This window comes from Williamsia sp. Y721 (genome assembly GCF_059683565.1).
Map to the genome: position 1 here is coordinate 1,289,645 of NZ_JCASNH010000001.1, position 16,206 is coordinate 1,305,850.

Sequence of the window (16,206 nt, forward strand, 5' to 3'; positions counted from 1 at the left end):
GCAAAGGTCGGAGCGTCTGATGAAGAAGATCCACAGGTCATTGTCCGATGAGGAATACCGTCTGGTCCGGAAGACCAAACGGAAGAAACTCGCGGATCTCGATGAGGACGCTCTGATCGACCTGCACATGAGAACGCGGCGGGCGCGGAACAAGCACGTGAAGAACTATCGGCAGGCGGGCGCCGCCAAGGTCACCAAGAAGGGTGGCCGGGGCGTCGCGCGTCCCGCCAACGCCGACAATGCGGCCCGAGCCGAGGTGTTCGAGGCCGCATTGTCGCGGGTCAGTCGTCAGCTCGGGGTGATCGCCAAGAAGAGCGCTGCCGACCTCAAGGACCTTCGTCTGGGTCAGGCCAAGGGCGACGGCACGTCGTTCAGCGGTTCGGCCGAGGGCAAAGGCAAGGTCATCTCCGCGGGCAAAGACCGTGTTGATGCGACCCGCAAATCGCCCGGCCGCAAGAAGTACGAGGCCTCGTCGAAGGCTGCGGGTAAGCGACGTCAGGCCAAGAAAGACCACCGCTAGTCCACGCGCGCCACTTTCGCAGTCGATTCGGCAGGCCCAGCGGTCGGTTGAGTGTATGAACCGGCAGGTATCTGAGATACTCAAGGTTGGGCAAGCCGTTCGGCCACACATGGGGTGAGGTCGGTATACGCGGCGAGAGAGTGGGTAAATCGTGTCTGTGAGTGGAAAAATCGTTCATTTCGACGCCAACAAGGGCTTCGGATTCTTGGCGCCTGATGCCGGCGGCTCGGATGTCTTCCTGCATATCAACGACATCGACATCGACGAGAGTTCCCTCAAACCGGGCGCTGAGGTCGAGTTCGACATCGAAGAGACCGACCGTGGATCCAAGGCGGTCAATCTTGTGGTGACCGGAGCGGCGCCTGCCGGTGCCGCACCTGAGCGTCCGCGTCGTGAAGAGCGGGCACGTCCGGAACGTCGCCATGAGGACAGCCGTGGCGCCGGTCGTGACGCCGGTCGTGACGATCGTCGTCGGCCGTCGCGCAGCAGTGATTCCGCAACGCTCGATTCGGGTGCCTTCTCGGAGGAGATCACCGAGCTGCTGCTCGATGCCTCCGGCACCTTGACCGCGACCCAGATCCTGGCGATCCGGCAGCGTGTCACCGATTTCGCGATCGCTCGCGGCTGGGTGCTTGACTGACTTGTCGGCGGACACAACACCGCCCCCGGTTCTCCGCGCCGACTACGACGAATCCGACGTAGAGCGGCCGATTCCGGAGGGCGTGAAGGTTGCTGGGCTGACCGGCACCCGCAATGACTATCGCAGTGCGTTCGCCCGTGACCGCGCTCGCGTACTGCACTGTGCGGCACTGCGCCGGTTGGCCGACAAGACCCAGGTCGTGGGTCCACACGAAGGCGATACCCCGCGTACCCGACTGACCCATTCATTGGAAGTGGGTCAGATCGGGCGGGGCATCGCCATCGGTATCGGCTGCGATCCCGATCTGGTCGAGCTGGCCGGACTGGCGCACGACATCGGGCATCCGCCCTACGGGCACAACGGTGAACGGGCGCTGGATGAGGTCGCCAGTGCGTACGGCGGCTTCGAGGGCAATGCGCAGAACCTGCGCATCCTGACCAGGCTCGAACCGAAACTCCTTGATTCGCAGGGCCGTAGCGTCGGGCTGAACCTGACGCGGGCGTCGCTCGATGCCACGTTGAAATATCCGTGGACCCGCAAGAAGCCAGGCGGCAAGTTCGGGGCGTATGAGGACGATGCCGCCGCGCTGGCGTGGATCCGGAACGGTCGTACCGATACCCGGCAGTCGCTCGAGTGTCAGGTGATGGACTGGTCCGACGATGTTGCGTACTCCGTCCACGACGTCGAAGACGGTGTGATGGCCGGTCGTATCGATCTGCGCAGCCTCGGTGACCGAACCGAGCAGCGCGATCTGGCCGCGGTGGGTCTCAAGGAATTCCCGGACCTGGAAGAAAACGTCCTGATCGAGGCCGCGGCGCGGCTGTGGGCGATGGACATCGTGCAAGATGTCGGCGCCTACGACGGCACCATGGTGCGGTTGGTGGCGCTCAAACGTCTGACCAGTGAGCTCGTGGGACGGTTCGCGTCGGCGGCCATCACCACCACTCGCCGAGAGGCGTCCGAGCGTGCGGTCTGTCGCTATCAGGCCGACCTCGTCGTCCCGCCGATCGTCGCCGCCGAGGTCGCGATGCTCAAGACGCTGGCGCTGCGGTTCATCTTCTCCGATCCGCGGCACCGGTCTCATCAGGCCCGTCAGCGTGACCGCATCCACCGGGTGGCCAACTGGCTCCTGCACGCCGCGCCCGGTGGTCTGGATCCGTTGCTGGTACCGGCCTGGAATTCGGCGACTGACGATGCCGCTCGGGTGCGGGTCGTGGTCGACCAGATCGCCTCGATGACCGAAGGACGCCTCGAGCGGATGGATCGTCAGAACATGGGCGCATCGGCTCACCTGGGCTAAACGTCGGGGGCGGGCGGACCCACAAGGAGTTCCGCCTAGACTGATCTGCGTGGCAGGCCGAATTCCCGATCGTGACATCACGGCAATCCGTGAAAGCACGCACATCGAGGAGATCGTCGGCGACTACGTCGCGCTTCGCAAGGCGGGCGCCGACTCATTGAAGGGGCTCTGTCCCTTCCACGACGAGAAGTCGCCGTCGTTCCATGTGCGTCCCAACCATGGACACTTCCACTGCTTCGGCTGTGGTGAAGGCGGCGACGTCTATTCGTTCCTTCAGAAGGTCGAACACGTCAGCTTCGTCGAAGCCGTCGAGCAGCTGGCCGATCGGATCGGCTATCAGATCAGCTACGAGGGTGGCGGCACCAGTGTCGTGCGTGACCGCGGTACCCGCGCTCGATTGGTGGCAGCCAACGCGGCGGCCCAGAAGTTCTATGCGGAGCAGCTGAAGTCGCCGGAGGCCCAGAAGGCTCGCGAATATCTCACCGAACGCTCCTTCGACGGTGTGGTCGCGCTGCAGTTCGGCTGTGGTTATGCACCGGCCGGCTGGGACACGATGACCAAGACCCTGATGTCGCAGGGGTTCGAGTTCGCCGAACTCGAGGCCGCCGGATTGTCGAAGCAGGGTCAGCGCGGTCCGATCGACAGGTTCCATCGTCGCCTGTTGTGGCCGATCAAGAACCTCGGCGGCGACATCATCGGTTTCGGTGCCCGCAAGTTGTTCGACGACGACAACATGGGCAAATACATGAACACGCCAGAGACGATGCTGTACAAGAAGTCTCAGGTGCTGTTCGGCCTCGACCACGCCAAAAAGCACATCGCCAAGGGGCATCAGGCGGTGGTGGTCGAGGGATACACCGACGTCATGGCCATGCACCTGGCCGGTGTGACCACCGCGATCGCGTCGTGTGGAACTGCCTTCGGTGAAGACCATCTGGCGTTGCTGCGGCGGCTGATGATGGACGACAGCTACTTCCGCGGCGAGGTGATCTACACATTCGACGGCGACGACGCCGGAAAAGCTGCGGCACTCAAGGCTTTTGAGGGCGAACAGAGTATCGCCGGACAGACCTTCGTGGCGGTGGCACCGGACGGCATGGATCCGTGTGAGCTGCGGCAGATCCATGGTGATGCCGCTGTCCGGGATCTGATCGCCCGTCGTATCCCGATGTTCGAGTTCGCGGTCAAGGCACTGCTTGGCAACCATGATCTGGACACCGCGGAGGGCCGCGTGCATGCGCTGCGCGACGCAGTTCCGGTTGTAGCCCGCATTCGTGATGTGGCGCTACGGGGCGAGTACGCCCGTCAGTTGGCGGGATGGGTGGGCTGGGAAGAAGTCCCCCAGGTGTTGCAGCGGGTTCGCGAGGAAGCCGTCAAGCAGGCGAAAGCCGCACGCTCGGGTGCCCCCGACACCTCGAAGTCGAGGGATCGCCGGGTCCAGGCGACGACTCCCGCGGTGCCCGAACCGGATATCGACTCGAAGAACCCGGGCGTGGTGCGGCCACGGCCGTCCGATCCGAAGTTGTGGGCCCAGCGCGAGGCCCTCAAATCGGCGCTGCAGTATCCGGCCATCGCCGGGACGGTGTTCGACTCGTTGCCGCCGGAGTGCTTCACCGAGCCCGCCTACCAGCTGATCCGGGCGGCGATCGAGGCTGCCGGGGGCACCAGCGCATCCCATGGGGGAGCGCAGTGGGTCGAGACGATCGGTCAGTCGATGGACGGCGCGGTTCTGGAGTCGTTGGTCACAGAACTTGCGGTCGAGTCGATGCTGGTGTCGGAGAACATGATCCCGAAGTACATCGGCAGCGTGCTCGCCAGACTCCAGGAAGTCTGGGTGGGCTCTCAGATCGCCGATCTGAAGTCGAAACTGCGCCGGATGTCACCCGGGGACGACCCGGACGCCTACAACGCTCTATTCGGCGATCTGGTGGCCTTGGAGGCCTATCGACGGAGTCTGCTGGAGCTGGCCGTGGGACCGGACGAGAACACGGCCTAGTTCGGTCGGGTGTTCGTCGTGCTCAGTTGTTCCGGTATTCATCCGGACCGAGCACGGTCGTCTCTTCATCGATGGTCCGCAATTCCGTCAGCTTCGGCTGTGTGCTGATCTTCTCGGAGAGTTTCTGCCTGCCGACGTCCACAGCCTTCTTGGTGGCCGGGGACTCGGCGATGGAGCGGTACGCGCGGTTGATCTGCTCGTAGCGCTTTCGGCCGGCCTTGGCCCCCAGGACGTAGCCGACGCCGAGTGCAGCGAGAAATCGAACCATAAGTCCTCAGACCTCCGTGGTGCAGTGCTCCGCGGACGACTTGGGTGCGTCCGCAGGGGTGCTCCCCATCCTGCCTGATCGAGTGCGGAGTGGGGGAATCTGGCCGCGGAACCGCTCGTCACCAGCACGATTTGGCATGCGACCACCCCTATGCGCTAAAGTCTTTTTCGGCCCCAGGGCCAAGATATTCCCCCATAGCTCAATTGGCAGAGCATTCGACTGTTAATCGAAGGGTTACTGGTTCAAGTCCAGTTGGGGGAGCAAGAAGTACCAGCGTAACGGCACTTTCCGGATCTTCGGGAGGTGCCGTTACTCGTTTGCCCACCTCTTACCCCTGGTAAATCCTAAGAGTCAGTCCTTGCCGGTCAAGGCATCGCAAATGGACAACGCGCCGCGCCGAGGGGCGGTTGCGCGAAGGAGGCGCTCACTCGGTAGCATCAGCGAGGTTTGCGGCGACGATTTCGCCGTACTTGGGGCGGTAGCTCAGTTGGTTAGAGCCGTGGACTCATAATCCATAGGTCGCGGGTTCGAGCCCCGCCCGCCCCACCATGGTCTCGCGATCGGACACCCGTTCGGCTTAGCGCGACGCGATTTTTCTGGCACTCGCCCTGACCCGCAGCGCCCCGAGCAGACCCACCACCAGGAAGGCCGCGGACACGTAGAGCGAGTAGCGCGTTGCCTCGGCAAATCCGTCGGACAACAAACGCACCACGTCCGGCTCCGCCTGGCCCAATTGCCCTTGGCTGCCCTGTTCTCGCAGGACTCCGATGGCACTGCCCGCGGATTCCCGGGTCGAGTCGGAGAGCCGAGTTGCTTCCGGCGGCGGCACTCCGCCCGATTCGAGTGTGCCCGGCAGGTTTCTCGACAACCCGAAAGCCAACACCGCACCGACCACGGCGGTCCCGATTGCCGAACCCAACTGCCGGACGGTGCTCTGCGTTGCTGAACCTTGCCCGGATTCCTGCGGAGGTATGTCAGCCAAGGTGATTCCGGTGAGTTGCGCGGAAGCGAGTCCGAGTCCGGTTCCATAAATCACCAGGAGTAAGGCCAGAAGCCACGGTGCAACGGTCGAAGTGACGAAGACCGCGACGACTATCACTCCGACGACTTCCAGTAGCAATCCCAGGATCACCGTCCCGGGAGCACCGGTGAGTGCGGTGAGATGCCTTGCGAGCGAGCCGGATATGAATGCGCCGCCGGCCATGGCCGCGAGTACGAAACCGGCCCCCATCGTGCTCAGACCCAGCGCGTTGACGAGATAAAGGGGCATCACGAACAGCAGCCCGAACTCGGCGATCGCAACCGTCATGGCCGTTACGTTGCCCCAGCTGAATGTAGATGTGCGAAAGAGGTTCAAGTCCAGGATCGCGGACCGATGAACCCGCCCGCGATGTCCCTCCCACACCACGAATGCGATCAGCAAGACGATCCCGATCGCGCCGATGGTCGGCACCACGGACAGTGGTGCGTCAGTCGACCAGGTCAGCCCGAACAGATGCAGATCTGCTTTCTGGGTCCACCAGCCCAGCGTGCCACCTTCGATGAGGGCGAAGATCAGTGCGCCGAAACCCAAGGCACTCAGTAGTAGTCCCAGTACGTCCAGTCCTGGTTCGATGACACCGGCACGGGTTTCGGGAACCACCAGGTACGTCGCGATCAGTAGGACGATGCCGATCGGAACGTTGATGATGAAGATCCACGGCCAGGTGAAGTCCGTGGTGATCCAGCCTCCGAGCAGTGGCCCGATTGCGGCAACACCTGCGATGACGGCACCCCATACACCGAAGGCGACCGCTCTGTCTTTGCCGCGGAAGATGGAGTTCATCGTGGACAACGTGGCGGGCAAGACGCATGCGCCACCCACACCCTGCACAGCTCTGGCCGTGATCAAGCTCGTCGCACTGTCTGCTGTCGAGGCCAGCAGGCTGCCGATCACGAAGATCGCGATCCCGACGACGTACAGACGGCGGCGACCCAATCTGTCGCCAAGGCGACCTGCGGTCAGCAGCAGTGCGGCGAAGATCACCGAGTAGAGACTGTTGACCCATTGGGCGTCGTCGAAGTTCAACTTCAGATCATCCACCAGAACCGGGAGCGCCACACCCACGATGGTTCCGTCGATGACGATCATCGCCAGGCCGCCGACCAGAACTATCAAGGCGGCCCACCTGTGCCCGGCCACTGTATTCTCGGGCTCCGGCGCGGTCTGTTTATTCGGTTTGTCCATGTCACACTCCCGAGAGGGTGGATTGGTGAATTCACCATATGCCGGTGTGGTGGCCCCGGTACAGCAAATGCTCCACCGGGACCGATCTGCTCCACTTACCGCGCGTCGCGGTGGAGTGTTCGTGAATAGGTGGAGTGCTTGTGGGCGAAATTGGAGCGGACGCAACGATGATGGTCGTTAAGTTATTGCGTCCCAAAGAATGTCGCGACGACATTGTCGACAGGTATTGAGTTGTGTTGTGCTGCAGTGGGGTACGGTAGGCATCTCGGATGGGTTTTCGGGTGTGGTCGAAACCCCCCGTGGATTCGTGTGTCTTCAGCGAGAGGAATGCGCCGGAAATCGAGAAGTGTGACCTGCGCAATAGGGGATGCCCGCCGTGACCTGGCCGATGAGGCGCTCGTCAGGACTGTAGATCGCCGGTGCGGGGAATTGGTCTGACAAATGCGTCTGCCCCAACCCTGGGCGGGTCGGGGCAGACGTGATCTGGCTTGCTGCGCGGATGGTCCGTGCCCTATTTGTACGAAAGGCGGGCTCGGATCCGGCGTGCTCTAGTGCACTTCGTCGTAGGCTTCGATGATCGCGCCCGGGATTCGGCCCCGGTCACTGATCTCGTAGCCCTCTTCTTTGGCCCACTCCCGAATCGCTTGTGTGGGTGCCTTTTCGACCTTCTCCGCTGCCCGTCCGCCCTGGCGGGAGGTGTTGATGCGCCGCGATGCGCTCAGGTACTTGGCGAGTACCCGGCGGAATGTTTCTGCGTGCTTCGGGGAAGTATCGAACTCATATTGTTTGCCATCGAGTCCCCATCGCACGGTCTCGAATTCTTCGAGAACCTTTCCGTCGAGGTCGTCGATGAACTCCACTACTTGCTTCTTAGCCACTTCTGGACTCTCCACTCATTTTTTGCGACCGACGAACACGAATTCGAGGCTGATGGAGGTCAATCATAACAACTGGACCTGAGAAGAAGGCAAAAGATCGCGATAGTTGGCGGTTCGAGAAGTCCACACGCAGATCTGATGGCGTGCAACGCCGGCACACAGCGTGCTGATCGTGGATCCGACATCTCCGAGCGGTGGGCAGATCGATGCCGACTTGTCCGAATTGTGTGGGGGAATCGGATGGAAATCAGATCAAGAGATCTCTGTTGATCCGGCCCATTCTTGAACCAGACCGCGGATCTCGTCGCGGGTCATTGTGCGGCCGGTTGATGATTCGCGGGTGAAGACCTCCGGGTCTATCTCCGATCGCATGGTCGACCCAAAAGAAGCGAGCTCGACGACATCCATCTTTTCCGGGGAATAGCCGGTGAGTTCGGTCATGTTGTCGACAACCCCGATGAGTTGACTCGCAATGTCATGGCGCCCGCGCCGGAAAAGGGCATATGCCAATGTGAAAAGAGCGACCATCCATGAGGTGAGGTCGTAGGCACGTTCGCAGTATCCGACCATCTGGGCCAGCTTGCGTTCGGCGGGCCCATCCCACTTCTCTTGGGCAATATCACTTTTGGCATGTATCCAGAGCGCGGAAGCGCCGAGCCAGTCGTAACCGCAGTCGCGTGCGGTCGCGACGGCTGCGTCCAGGTATTCACTCGCCGACCGGTGCTTGCCTGCGCGGAAGTCGGCGGTGCCCAGGGACATCAAGGCCTCGCCGACAGTCCATGGCGAGTTGTACCTTCGGCCGATTTCCAGTGCCTCGCCTGCGTGTATCCGGGCGGCGTCGACCACGCCGGATCCGGCTTCGAAGAAGGCCAGTGTCACCGTGGCGTCCCCGCGGGCGACTTGTTCGACCCTGTCGGCGGACCGGATATCGAATTCGGCACAGACCTCCGCGAGGCACGTCAATGCGGCAAAAAGGGCCGGGAGGTCGGCGCCGAGATAACACATGATCGCGCGGCCTGCGATCGCCCGTGCCCGGGTGGCGACGGGAACACTTCTGGGGGCGTCTACGGCGGGTGCGAGCATGCGCATGCCCTCGTCGGCGAATCCCCGCCGGTACCAGAACCAATAGACATTGCCGACGATCTCGAGATACGTCTGTGAACGCGGGTCGACGCAGTCGAGCGCGGCCCGCACATTGGTCATCTCGGCGTCGAGACTGCGGGTCCACTGCAGGCAGCGTGGGCCGCGAAGACCCAGATAGGCGTCGGTGGCAAGGGCGACGACCCAGTCGATATGGGCCTGACGCAGATATGCGGCCCGTTCCGGATCCTGTTGCACCTGCGCGTAGCTGCGGAGTGTTTCGAGCATCAGGTAGCGGCGAGGATCACCGCCCATGACCTTGAGCATCGATTTGTTGACCAAGGCGGTCAGGTCGGCGAGAAGCCCGCGGTGCCCGGTGACCTGCTTTGCGGCATCGAGGTCGAAGCCGCCTGTGAAGACCGCGAGATCGCAGAACAACGCTCGTTCGCTCACGGTCAACGACTGGTAGGAGCCGTCGATGGCGGCCTGCATCGTGGCATGCCGTTTGTTGGTCCGGGGACCACCGCGGAGGAATTCGAATCGGTCGTCGAGCATGTCGATGATCTGCCGGACCGACAGTGTCGCGGATTGGCCGGCGGCGAGCTCGATCGCCAGTGGCATGTGATCAAGTGCGGCGCAGAGTGTTTCGATGTCCTCCGGCGTGGCGTCGGCCGCGGCGGACCCGGCCCGTTCGAGGAAGAGTTCGGCCGAGTCCGCGAGCGGAGGCATCTCGAAGGTCGATTCGCCGGCAACACCCAGTGCCTCACGACTCGTGGCGAGTATCCGGACCCGGGGGCACGTGCGCAGGATCGCGGTCGTCAGTGCCGCGACCTCGTCGAGCAGGTGTTCGCAATTGTCCAGTACGAGAAGGAAATCGCGGTCGTGCAACAGCGACGTCAGCACCGGGATCCCGCCGTTGAGTGTCAGTCCGAGTGCCGAGACGACGGTGTCGAGTACCGCGGCGGCATTCTGTGCGCCTGCGAGTTCGGCCAACCAGGGGCCGTCGATGTCTTTGCGTTCTCGCGCCACCTCGAGGGCGGCCCGGGTCTTGCCCATCCCGCCGGGGCCGACGAGGGTGACCAGACGGTGTTCGGCGACGAGGTCGGCGACGTCCTTGATCTGTTCGACACGTCCGACCAGTGAGGACAGGGCCAGCGGTATGTTCCCGGTGGGTCGTTCAGGATTCGCGGTCGGCCCCGATTCCGGTATCGCCCGGAGATCGGGTTGCCCCGACATCAGGATCGCGTCCTGGTTCAGGATCGCACTCTGGAGATCGAGCAGGCTCTGGCGCGGATCGGTGCCGAGTTCGTCGGCAATTCGTTCGCGAGCCGTTCGCAGCGATGCGAGCGCATCACCCTGGTTGCCGGCACGGTACTGCGCCAGCGCCAACAGTTCCCATGCGCGTTCCCGAAGCGGGTCGGCTGCGACGATGGCTTCGAGCCCCGCGGTGACCGCGGCGTATTCGCCGCAATCGGACCGGGCCGCGAGGTGATCTTCGAGGGCGTCGTCGCGAAGACGTTCGAGGCGGGCGGACTCGATGGCGGCGAACTCCCAGTTGGCTGCATCGGCATAAGCTGGGCCCCACCATAATTCGAGTGCTTCGGCCAGCGTGTGCCGCGCTGCGTCGGCGCTTCCCGCCGCCAGCTGATCGCGACCTTCCTTTGCCAGGGTCTCGAATCTGCCTGCATCGACCTGTTGGGGATCGATGGCCATTGCATATCCGGTGCCGCGTCGGACGAGAATCGCCGGTGCCGATCGACCACGCTCGGGTTCGAGCGCTTTGCGGAGCGATGCCACATAGCCCTGGAGGGTCAGTTGAGCAGAGCGCGGGGGATTGTCGCGCCAGAGGTCGTCGATCAACCCGGCATCGGGAACCATCTGGCCGCGGGCCATCACCAGTCGCGCGAGCAGAGCGCGGGGGAGAGGTCCGCCGAGTGCAACCGGTTCGCCGTCCCGGATGACGGTGAGCGCGCCGAGTACTCGCACCGATATGTCTGGCATGCCATGAGAATAGAGAACAGCGACCATCGCGTCAGATCGGTTGGTCGATCCATACGTGGGCGATATGTGTTCGGGTTCCTCAGCGCTTTGTTGTCGCGTCGGCGTCGGGATCTTCTGCCCACAGGCCGATGGAATCCAGATGACGGGTCAGACGCTCGGCGCCATCGGTGAACTGGCGTCGGGTCTGCGCGATCACCTCGTCGCGATCGCCGCCGCGGTAGGCGTCGATGAGTTTGGTGTGGCTCTCGCAGGCAACCGCGCCCCACTGTGGGTCATTGGCATAGTGCTCATGGGGTGTGTAGCGGGTGGCGTTGAGCAGGAACCAGGCCAGTTTGCCGCCGTCGGCGATGCGGTTGTGGACGCGATGGAACTCGAACTCGGCAGCGGTGACGTCGGCGGGCCGTCCGGACTCGACGGCGATCCTGAGTTCGTCGTTGAGTTCGGTGAGTTCGTCGAGTTGGGCCGGTGTCACCGTTTTCGCGATCCGGACCGCGAGCTCGACGGCCAGAACACCCTGCAGCCAGAAGATGTCCTCGACATCCTGTCGGGTCAGGTCGGCGACCACATATCCGCGATGCGGCGCCAGGTTGACCATTCCCTCACCACGCAGGGTGAGTAGCGCCTCGCGTACCGGAGTCACACTGACCTGCAGGTCGACGGCGGTTTCGTCCATCCGGATGAACTCACCCGGGCGAATGGCGCCGGTCATGATGAGATGGCGAAGATGGCCGGCGACCTCCTCGGAGAGTTGAGGTCGCCGGCGCAGCGAGTTTCGGGATGCGGCCGCTCGCGATGTGGTCATCAGTGCAAATTACCGCCCGTAGGTCTTGGCAGATCACAGACCGTAGGTCTTGCCGATGATGTCGCGCTGGATCTCGTTGGTTCCGCCATACACAGTGGAAATGATCGCACCCCGCATCAGACGCTCTGCATCGAACTCGGTTGCGTAGCCGTATCCACCCATCATCTGCATGCCGTCGATGGTCATCGCCTTGGAGACCTCGGTGGCCTTGAGCTTGGCCATCGACGCTTCGCGCGGCAACATCTTCTTCGGGTCCGCGTCGGACTGTGCGGCGACGCTATAGACCAGCAGCTTGGTGCATTCGATCTCGGTGGCATGGTCGGCCAGGCGGTGCCGCAGTGCCTGGAAGGTACCCACCGGACGGCCGAATTGCTTGCGCTCGCTGACGAACTCGAGGGTATTGGTGAACGCGCGTTCGGCGACGCCGAGTTGCATGGCGGCCAGGATGAGGCGCTCGGTGTTGAGCCCGCTCATGAGCTGGTTCCAGCCGTTGCCGACCTCACCGACCACCGCGCTGTCCGGCACACGCACGTTGGTGAAATAGAGGTCGTTGACCTCGCGGCCCCCGAGTGTGTCGATCCCGCTGATCTCGAGACCTTCGGTACCCGCAGGAATGTGGAACTGGGTCAGGCCCTCGTGCTTCTTGCCGGTGCGATCCGTGCGGGCGATGAGCAGGATGCTCTTGGCGAAGTGCGCGTTGGAGCACCAGGTCTTCTGGCCGTTGATGACCCAGCCGCCGTCCACCTTCTCGGCCCGGCAGGTGATGGCGGCGACGTCGGAACCCGCCTCCGGCTCGGACATCGAGATCGAGAGTGACTCGCCCGCAACAACATCGGCGAGAACCTCTTTCTTCATCTGCTCGCTTGCGAACTTCTGGTAGGCCGCGGCCGTGATCAGGGTCGGGCCGATGCCACCGATCGGGGCGTTACCTCGCATCGCCTCTTCGAGAAGGATGCACATCTCCATGTTTCCGGCGCCGGCGCCGCCGTACTCCTCGGGCACCAGGATTCCGGCCCATCCGAGGTCGGCCATCTTCTTGTAGAGCTCCACCGAGTGCAGCTCTGTGCCGCCTGCGGTGAGTGCGTCGCGTTGTTCGCGGGTGCCCGCCTCGCGGGCGCAGAAGTCTGCGACCGACTTGGCGAAGTCGGTCTGTTCGGACGTGAAAGTGGTCATGGCGATGCTCCTGGCTAGGGGTTCGGCTCGGGCTGAACGTAACACATCACATATATGTGATGGAATATCTGCAGATGGGGGAGCTGGCGATCGGGAGGTGGTGTGGTGCAGGTCTCTGGAGGGCTTACATTGGCGGCATGAGTCCGAAAGCGAAGGTTGATCGAACCGGGGAACCCGGCGACGCGCCGGTGGTACCTGAACCCGCGACGACCGAGCCGGCTGAAACCGAGATCGCGGCGACCGGTACCGATTCCGAGGTCCGGTCGGATCCGTCGCCTTTCGATTCCGCCGAGTTCCTCGAGGCGAATCGCCGGAACCGCGACAAGCTGCGTGCGGCCGCTGAAACCAAGCGGGCAAAGGAAGCGGCCCGCGAGCAGCGGCGCTCCAACCGCCGAGGTGGCGCCGGGGCGACGTCGGATGAATCCGGCGGCGAGGCGCCGGTTCGGCGAGGCGTCGGCTGGTTGGTTCCGGTGCTCTCGGTTCTGTTGGTCGCGGCGCTGGTGGCTACCGGGGTGCTGGCCTACCTCTACCGCGAGGCCGACAACCGGGCGTCCGGCGATGATCAGCTCAGCGCACTCCGACTCGATGCGGTCGAGGTTGCGGGTCGATATGCGGTAGATCTGCTGACCTACGACTCCGCGAACTTCGCCGAACTCGATTCCCGGATCACCGACATTTCGACGCCGGCGTTCGCCAAGGACTTCATCGAGGGTTCGCGGCAGGCCCGTGAAGGCAGTGCCAGTGCGCAGGCGGTTGCGTCGGCGAAGGTCAAGGACGCTGCGCTGCAATCTATTTCACCGACCACCGCGGTGGTGTTGGTGGCGATGGATCAGACGGTCAAGTCGCCACAAACAGATGCCCAACTGCCCGAGGGGATCCGGTACGAGTCGATGGTCAAGGTGACACTCGAGCGGGTGGACGGGAAATGGCTGCTCTCGGACTTCGCGGTCGTCTGACCGAGATCACCGAGTTCGTCCAGCTGGGGACGATCGTGGGCGGGGGTGGTCAGGTGCTCGGGCGCAGGATGGTGGTCATCACGGCCTCGATGCGGCGCTTGGTGGCCGGACGGGGATCGTGGCGCACCCAGTTTCCGAGGTCGAGAACGGTGTTGAAGGCGGCATGCACCAGGTATCGGGCCTCGACCGGGTTCAATCCGGGGCGAACCTGACCGACCAGCTGTGCCCACTCCTCGACGTTGCGGCGTTGTTGATCACGTAGTTCGACCCGTTGCGGCTCCGGCACGCTACCGATCTCCGACAGATACAGGTTCAGCAGGTCGCTGTTGGCAAACGAGAGGTCGACGTACTTGTAGACGAGTTTGTCGACTGCTTCGTCCGGCGTCGCCGACTCGGCGAGGGCGTCGCTGATCCCCGCAGTGATGCGTTCGCTGGCCCGCGAAAACGCGGTCGACAGCATGGCGACCTTGGTGTCGAAGTGGCGGTACACGCCCGACTGGTTCATGCCGACCGCGGCGCCGATCTCTTCCATCGTCACGTCGTGGAATCCGCGTGCGCTCATCAGCCGGATTGCCTCGGTCAGTAGTGCCTCGCGTTTCGATGCCATCGGAAGGCCCACCGATGCGGACGGTCGTGCGGTCGATGGTGTCGGATCGTTCGGCGGTAGATCGGTCCGTGCCACGTTCATTGCGGCGTCGAGGATCACGGCCTCGATCCGCTTGCGGGGTAACGAGGCCCGGTGTGTGGTGATCGATCCGATGACGCTGAGCATCGCGCCGCTGAGGTATTGCGCATCGGTGCCGAGGCGACCCGGCTGCGGTGTTCCCCCGGTCGACAGATCCGGGTGTATCTGGTCCAGAAGCGCGGCGAAGCGGGCGTGCATCCGGCCCACCAACTCGCCGAGGTACCTGCGATCGTCTGGATTCAGGTATCGCGCCTCCCATCGGTAGAGGGCGCCGCGCGACCGGTTCTCGATCGTGGTCCGGGTGAGCTCGGTGACGAGCAGATGCAACTCGCGTTCAGGGTCACCGGGCAGGACCGGCACCTGTGCGATGGCGCGTTCCAGGTCGGAGCCGAGCATTCGGACCGTCTCGGAGAAGAGTGCGTACTTGTTGGGGAAGTGCCGGTACAGAGCCGGGCCGCTGATGCCCACCTGCCCGGCGATCTGATCGACGCCGGTGGCGAAATAACCCTGTTCACTGAAGGACTCGGCAGCCACACGAATTATCTGTTCGCGGCGGTCCTTCGGTCGTTGCCGAGTTTTCGGTACGACGGCAGCGGGTGTGGGGGCGTCGTTGACGCGTCCGTTGGCGGAAGCCATTTATCCATGTTAGCGGGACGTACCGATCATCCGCACCATAGGGGGCGGTCCCGCCGACCAGCGAGGACAAGCGCTCGCAAACACTTGACGCGTCCCGCGGGGATCTGACAAGTTAATGTGGATTCACGTGATCTACATCGCAATTGTGAGTATTTGAGCTTAGGGTGACGAGCATGCCAGGGGACAAAGGCCTGATTACATCTGTCGACGATCGGGGTGTCGCGCGCGTCCTGATCAACCGGCCCACCCGGAAGAACTCCATCGACTCGGCGGCAAACACGGCGTTGATCGAGGTGCTCGGGAAGTGGGCAGTCGACCCCGCTGTCCGGGTCGTGGTCATCGGGGCTCCGGGTCAGGACTTCTGCACCGGCGCGGACCTCATCGAAATGGCCACGGCGCCACCGCCGACGTCCGAGGACGAAGCGCGCCTGCGTGCCGAGCGGACCATCAATGCCGGTTCCGATGTCGTCCGGGCGATCCGGGGGCTGCAGGTTCCGGTCGTCGCGGTGGTCGATGGGGCGGCAGTTGGCATCGGCGCCTCGATCGCCTTTGCCTCGGACCTCATCTATGCCTCCGAGGCGGCGTACTTCCTACTCGCTTTTGTCAACATCGGTCTGATGCCCGACGGGGCCGCGACGGCGACAGTCGCTGCGGCCGTCGGTCGTGTCCGCGCCAATGAACTGGCGCTGCTCGGTGACCGCCTACCGGCGACGCAGGCGTTCGCCGACGGACTGGTGACCGCGGTCGTGCCGTCAGAAGCGTTGTCGGCGAAGGTCGATCAAGTGGTCGACAAGCTACTCGCGGCGTCACCTCGGGCACTGGCCCTGACCAAGAAGGCCATCGACGCCCAGACGATGACCGGCTTCGATCTGGCTTTGCGGTTGGAGACCGAAGGCCAGACCGAGCTGTTGCAATCACCCGAGTTCGCGGCTCTCATCACCGCATTCGCACGTGGCAAGAAAGCAAAACCGACAGCGGCATCTCAGTAGCAATCGAATCATCATCGTCGGAGCTCGATTTCGGCGAATGGTCACATAAAAAGGA

Annotated in this window: 13 protein-coding genes and 2 tRNA genes; 8 read left to right on the top strand and 7 right to left on the bottom strand. The window is 63.4% G+C overall.

The window, feature by feature from the left end; translation table 11 throughout:
* The first annotated feature begins 19 nt into the window (after positions 1-19).
* The 4 genes from AC56PL_RS05700 to dnaG all read left to right on the top strand — a co-directional run bounded on the left by AC56PL_RS05700 (position 20) and on the right by dnaG (position 4,456).
* Positions 20-520, top strand: a complete 501-nt coding sequence (locus AC56PL_RS05700) for a hypothetical protein (RefSeq protein ID WP_495515387.1) — start codon at positions 20-22, stop codon at positions 518-520.
* 151 nt (positions 521-671) lie between these two features.
* Positions 672-1,160, top strand: a complete 489-nt coding sequence (locus tag AC56PL_RS05705) for a cold shock domain-containing protein (protein WP_495515388.1) — start codon at positions 672-674, stop codon at positions 1,158-1,160.
* Position 1,161: 1 nt separating this feature from the next.
* Complete coding sequence (locus tag AC56PL_RS05710) at positions 1,162-2,460, top strand: deoxyguanosinetriphosphate triphosphohydrolase (RefSeq protein ID WP_495516056.1); 1,299 nt, start codon at positions 1,162-1,164, stop codon at positions 2,458-2,460.
* A 49-nt stretch (positions 2,461-2,509) separates the two neighbouring features.
* Positions 2,510-4,456, top strand: coding sequence for a DNA primase (dnaG, locus tag AC56PL_RS05715; RefSeq protein ID WP_495515389.1), 1,947 nt, complete (start codon positions 2,510-2,512; stop codon positions 4,454-4,456).
* 22 nt (positions 4,457-4,478) lie between these two features.
* On the opposite strand, the gene AC56PL_RS05720 is transcribed toward dnaG, so the two are convergent.
* The gene (locus AC56PL_RS05720; protein ID WP_495515390.1) at positions 4,479-4,724 is read right to left on the bottom strand and encodes a hypothetical protein; all 246 of its coding nucleotides are present in this window, start codon (positions 4,722-4,724) and stop codon (positions 4,479-4,481) included.
* 188 nt (positions 4,725-4,912) lie between these two features.
* Here AC56PL_RS05720 and AC56PL_RS05725 point away from each other — a divergent pair.
* Positions 4,913-4,985 (top strand) — tRNA-Asn (locus AC56PL_RS05725).
* Between the two features lie 211 nt (positions 4,986-5,196).
* A tRNA-Ile gene (locus AC56PL_RS05730) sits at positions 5,197-5,273 on the top strand.
* 28 nt (positions 5,274-5,301) lie between these two features.
* On the opposite strand, the gene AC56PL_RS05735 is transcribed toward AC56PL_RS05730, so the two are convergent.
* The 5 genes from AC56PL_RS05735 to AC56PL_RS05755 all read right to left on the bottom strand — a co-directional run bounded on the left by AC56PL_RS05735 (position 5,302) and on the right by AC56PL_RS05755 (position 12,885).
* Complete coding sequence (locus AC56PL_RS05735; RefSeq protein ID WP_497153217.1) at positions 5,302-6,951, bottom strand: DHA2 family efflux MFS transporter permease subunit; 1,650 nt, start codon at positions 6,949-6,951, stop codon at positions 5,302-5,304.
* Between the two features lie 548 nt (positions 6,952-7,499).
* Positions 7,500-7,829 carry an Lsr2 dimerization domain-containing protein gene (locus AC56PL_RS05740; RefSeq protein WP_495515392.1) on the bottom strand — a complete coding sequence of 110 codons (330 nt, stop codon included), beginning with the start codon at positions 7,827-7,829 and terminating at the stop codon, positions 7,500-7,502.
* Positions 7,830-8,081: 252 nt separating this feature from the next.
* On the bottom strand, positions 8,082-10,910 hold the full coding sequence (locus AC56PL_RS05745) for an AfsR/SARP family transcriptional regulator (RefSeq protein WP_497153218.1): 2,829 nt from the start codon (positions 10,908-10,910) through the stop codon (positions 8,082-8,084).
* Positions 10,911-10,989: 79 nt separating this feature from the next.
* On the bottom strand, positions 10,990-11,712 hold the full coding sequence (locus tag AC56PL_RS05750; RefSeq protein WP_497153219.1) for a GntR family transcriptional regulator: 723 nt from the start codon (positions 11,710-11,712) through the stop codon (positions 10,990-10,992).
* 33 nt (positions 11,713-11,745) lie between these two features.
* A complete protein-coding gene (locus tag AC56PL_RS05755; protein ID WP_495515395.1) occupies positions 11,746-12,885 on the bottom strand; it encodes an acyl-CoA dehydrogenase family protein in 1,140 nt (379 codons plus the stop codon).
* 137 nt (positions 12,886-13,022) lie between these two features.
* Between AC56PL_RS05755 and AC56PL_RS05760 the strand changes: the two genes are divergently transcribed.
* Positions 13,023-13,841, top strand: coding sequence for a hypothetical protein (locus AC56PL_RS05760; protein ID WP_497153220.1), 819 nt, complete (start codon positions 13,023-13,025; stop codon positions 13,839-13,841).
* Between the two features lie 49 nt (positions 13,842-13,890).
* On the opposite strand, the gene AC56PL_RS05765 is transcribed toward AC56PL_RS05760, so the two are convergent.
* Positions 13,891-15,162 carry a TetR family transcriptional regulator gene (locus AC56PL_RS05765; protein WP_495515397.1) on the bottom strand — a complete coding sequence of 424 codons (1,272 nt, stop codon included), beginning with the start codon at positions 15,160-15,162 and terminating at the stop codon, positions 13,891-13,893.
* A gap of 173 nt (positions 15,163-15,335) precedes the next feature.
* On the opposite strand from AC56PL_RS05765, the gene AC56PL_RS05770 reads away from it, so the two are divergent.
* Complete coding sequence (locus tag AC56PL_RS05770; protein WP_495515398.1) at positions 15,336-16,151, top strand: enoyl-CoA hydratase-related protein; 816 nt, start codon at positions 15,336-15,338, stop codon at positions 16,149-16,151.
* Positions 16,152-16,206 lie beyond the last annotated feature (55 nt).